Source organism: Pinirhizobacter sp., assembly GCF_035317885.1.
Classification (GTDB): Bacteria; Pseudomonadota; Gammaproteobacteria; order Xanthomonadales; family Rhodanobacteraceae; genus Pinirhizobacter.
This window is the reverse complement of the sequence record NZ_DATHFX010000300.1, coordinates 1-2,545: the sequence shown is the minus strand read 5'-3', so window position 1 is coordinate 2,545 and position 2,545 is coordinate 1. Positions and strand designations below refer to the sequence as shown.

The 2,545-nt window shown below is 64.6% G+C and carries 2 protein-coding genes; both read right to left on the bottom strand.

The features are described 5' to 3' along the window. Positions 1 to 183 precede the first annotated feature (183 nt). Positions 184 to 840: a response regulator transcription factor gene (locus VK519_RS09780; RefSeq protein ID WP_324349372.1), complete on the bottom strand. Its 657-nt coding sequence runs from the start codon at positions 838 to 840 to the stop codon at positions 184 to 186. 9 nt (positions 841 to 849) lie between these two features. After that, positions 850 to 2,545 (bottom strand): acetate--CoA ligase (gene acs / locus VK519_RS09775; protein ID WP_324349370.1); only part of this gene is annotated, 1,696 nt, incomplete at its 5' end.

Genomic DNA, 2,545 nt, shown 5'->3' with positions numbered 1-2,545 from the left:
GATGGGAACGTTCGGCGGCGAACCTCTTTACCATGCGAGTCTAGATTCCGCCGAATACCAGGCATTGTTAGATACGCATGGGTTCGACGTGTTATCGCACGTGATTGAAGACCCAACCTGCGGGCAACGTACGATCTGGCTGGCACAGCTTCGCTGACCCTTCGCTCTTGCGCTGCGGTCGCGTTACACCGGTGGCGTACGCGCCGGCTCCACCGCCAGATGACTCGCCGCCAACGCCACCTGCGTCCGATTCGATACCCCAAGCTTACGCATGATCGCCGTCATATGTGCCTTCACCGTGGCCTCGGACACACCAAGGTCATAAGCGATCTGCTTGTTCAACAACCCTTCGGCGATCATGTTCAGCACACGGAACTGCTGCGGTGTGAGCGATGCCACCCTTGCTGCGATGTCTTCTTCACTGGGATCCAGCGCGCCGCCGTTGCCGATCATCTGCGGCGGCAGCCAGGCGTCGCCGTCGAGCACCGCGTGGATAGCGCGCACGATCTGGTCCACCGGCGCGGACTTGGGGATGTAGCCCGAGGCGCCGTGGGCGATGGCACGATGGGCCACCTGCGATTCCTCGTGGCCGGAAACCACGATGATCGGCAGGCCCGGGTACTGGCCGCGGATATGCGCCAGCGCCGAATAGCCGCGGGCGCCGGGCATGTGCAGGTCCAGCAGCAGCAGGTCGGCGTCGGCGTGGCCTTCCACCAGCACAAGCAGCGCATCTACGCTATCGGCCGTGTACACCTGGGCGGCAGGCAGCGCCGCCAGCACCGCGCGCTGCAGGGCGTCGCGGAACAGCGGATGATCGTCGGCGATCAGGACGTCGGCCATGGGTAGCCTTTATTTCACCAGGCGCTCATTGACCAGATTGGCCACCACGCTGGGGTCGGCAAGCGTGGAAATGTCGCCCAGTTGGTCGGGTTGGTTTTCGGCGATCTTGCGCAGGATGCGGCGCATGATCTTGCCCGAACGCGTCTTGGGCAGGCTCGGCGCCCACTGCAGGTAATCCGGTGCCGCGATCGCGCCGATCTCCTTGCGTACGCCGGCAATCAGTTCCTTGCGCAGTTCCTCGCTGCCGGCTATACCGGCATTGAGTGTGACGAAGGCATAGATGCCCTGGCCCTTGATCTCGTGCGGGCAGCCGACCACGGCAGCCTCGGCCACCTTCGGGTGCGCCACCAGCGCGCTTTCCACTTCCGCGGTGCCGATGCGATGGCCCGACACGTTGATCACATCGTCCACGCGGCCGGTGATCCAGTAGTAGCCGTCTTCATCGCGGCGGACGCCGTCGCCGGTGAAATAGCGTCCGGGATAGGTCTTGAAATAGGTGTCGATGAAGCGCTGGTGGTCGCCGTAGACGGTGCGCATCTGGCCTGGCCACGAGCGCGTGATCACCAGGTTGCCGGAGGCCGGGCCATCCATTTCCTTACCGTCGGTGTCCACCACCGCCGGCACGATGCCGAAGAAGGGAAGCGTTGCCGAGCCCGGCTTGGTTTCGATGGCGCCGGGCAGCGGCGTGATCATGATGCCGCCGGTTTCGGTCTGCCACCAGGTATCGACGATCGGGCAACGGCCATCGCCCACCACGCGCGAATACCACTCCCATGCTTCCGGGTTGATCGGTTCGCCCACGCTGCCCAGGATGCGCAGCGACTTGCGCGAGGTTTTCTTCACCGGCCCATCGCCTTCGCGCATCAGCGCGCGGATGGCTGTGGGCGCGGTATAGAACAAGGTCACCTTGTGCTTGTCGACCACGTTCCAGAAGCGCGAGAAATCGGGGTAGTTCGGCACGCCGTCGAACATCACCACGGTGGCGCCGTTGGCCAGCGGCCCATAAACCACGTAGCTGTGGCCGGTGATCCAGCCCACGTCCGCGGTGCACCAGTAGATGTCGTCCTCGCGCAGGTCGAACACGCGCTCATGGGTGAGGCTGGCAAAGACAAGGTATCCGCCGCTGGTGTGCAGCACACCCTTGGGCTGGCCGGTGGAACCTGAGGTGTACAGCGTGAACAGCGGATCTTCCGCGTCCATCGGTTCGGCGGGGCAATCGGTGCCCTGGCCCTCCATCAGCGTGTGGTACCAGCGGTCGCGCGGCGACTGCATGGTGATCGCGCCGCCGGTACGGCGCACCACGATCACCGTCTCCACGCTATCGGTGCCGCGCTTGGCGAGGGCGGCATCCACATTGGCCTTCAGCGGGATCTTCTTGCCACCGCGCACGCCTTCGTCAGCCGTGATCACCAGGCGCGAGCCGGAATCGGCGATGCGGCCGGCCAGCGAATCGGGCGAGAAGCCGCCGAACACCACCGAATGGATGGCGCCGATGCGCGCGCAGGCCAGCATGGCCACGGCCGCTTCCGGGATCATCGGCAGGTAGATGGCCACGCGGTCACCTTTGCCCACGCCAAGGTTCTTCAGCGTGTTGGCGAACTTGCAGACCTCGGCGTGCAACTCCTTATATGTAAGGCTGCGGGTTTCATCCGGGTCGTCGCCCTCGAAGATGATGGCCGTCTTGTCGCCACGCTTGGCCAGGTGC